Raw genomic sequence first — 1,443 nt, forward strand, 5'->3', positions numbered from 1 at the left:
GGCACGGCGGCGCCGACGCCGACCAGCGCCAGCGCCGCCGCCGCCCAGGCGGCCAACGCCGGTGGCACCAGCCGCAGATCGGTCGGCCCCTCCCCCGCCGCTCCCGCCGCGCGGGACGAGAACGCCGCCCCGCGCCGCCGCGGTGCGTCCGCCGCTCCGCCCCGCGCTCCGCGACGTTCCCGTGGCGCCGGACGCCGCCCGGGTGCCGCGGCGGTGGTCGTGCTGCGGGCGGGGTCACGGCCGGACATGGGGACGGAGGTCCGCGAAGCGGCTGTCGCCGATGCCGTTCACCTCGCGGAGCTGCTCGATGTCGGTGAAGCCGCCGTTCTGGTCGCGGTAGTCGATGATGTGCTGGGCCAGCACGGGGCCGATGCCCGGCAGCGCGTCCAGCTGGTCCGGCGTCGCCGAGTTGAGGCTGAGCACCGCCGTCGGTCCGGCCGCGGGCGCGCCCCCGCCCGTCGGCGGACTCGCACCGCTGACCGGCGGCGCGGGCGGTGCGCCCGGCGCGCCCGGTGCCGTCGTCTGCGGCGCGCCGACGACGAGTTGCTCGCCGTCGACCAGCGGCCGGGCCCGGTTGAGGCCGTCCGCCTCCGCGCCGGGGCGGACGCCGCCGGCGGCGCGTAACGCGTCCTCGACCCGCGACCCGGCGGGCAGCCGGTGGACACCGGGCTCGCGCACCTTGCCGACCACGTCCACGACCACCTTCGGCCCGGCCGCCGTACCGGTGCCGGACTCCTCCGCCGCTTCCGCGGCCGCCGCGGCCGTCGGTGGCACGGAACCGCCTGTCTCCGGGGCCTGCACGGGCTGGGGCCGGCCGGACCAGAAGTGGTACGCGGCGAGGGCGACCCCGGCGACGAGCACCAGCGCCAGGGCCGCGCACGTCGCGGGCTCCAGCCCGCACCGCAGCCGGATCCACACCGGCAACCGCTCCCGCACCGCGGTCCACCACCGCTCCCGCCGCCCCATCTCCTCCTCGCCCGCGGGCGGTTCGTCCCCGTCACCGGCCTCCCGCCGGCGGGCGGAAGCGGGCGCGGCGACAGGGGCGGACTCCGGCGCGGAGGCCGCCGAGTCGGCGGGGGCGGCGGCGGGTCCACCGGAGGAAGCGGGCACCGGGACGGAAGCGGCGGCGGCTGAGGAGTCCGGCGCGGGGACGGCGGCGGACTCCGGCGCCGGGGCCGCCGTGCCCTTCCGGCCCCGCTCCACGCGCCCGCCCGGTGCCGTACGCCCCGGGCCTGCCGGAAACCGCGGCGGGTCCTGGCTCGACCAGCGCAGCGGCGGCGCCGGGCCGGTCGGCGCGCGGCGGGATCGCGGGGGCAGGGGCGGGGAGGGGGACGGGGGCGCGAGCATCGTCGTCGCTCTGTCCCGCAGGCGCTCACGCGGCGTGCGTGCCGCCTGCGGACTCTCCTCCACCACCCGCCGCCGCGGCCGCCCCGGCCCGCCCGC

1 protein-coding gene and 1 pseudogene are annotated in these 1,443 nt (G+C 81.0%); both read right to left on the reverse strand.

The genetic code is table 11. The annotated features are described in order from the left end of the window. Positions 1-248: pseudogene (locus ABD317_RS36860) on the reverse strand (hypothetical protein); the annotation flags it as partial. Then, positions 235-1,203 carry a ComEA family DNA-binding protein gene (locus ABD317_RS36865; RefSeq protein WP_344296422.1) on the reverse strand — a complete coding sequence of 323 codons (969 nt, stop codon included), beginning with the start codon at positions 1,201-1,203 and terminating at the stop codon, positions 235-237. The gene ABD317_RS36865 and the pseudogene ABD317_RS36860, both read right to left, overlap by 14 nt. Positions 1,204-1,443 lie beyond the last annotated feature (240 nt).

Source organism: Streptomyces synnematoformans, from assembly GCF_039531005.1.
Lineage (GTDB): Bacteria > Actinomycetota > Actinomycetes > Streptomycetales > Streptomycetaceae > Streptomyces > Streptomyces synnematoformans.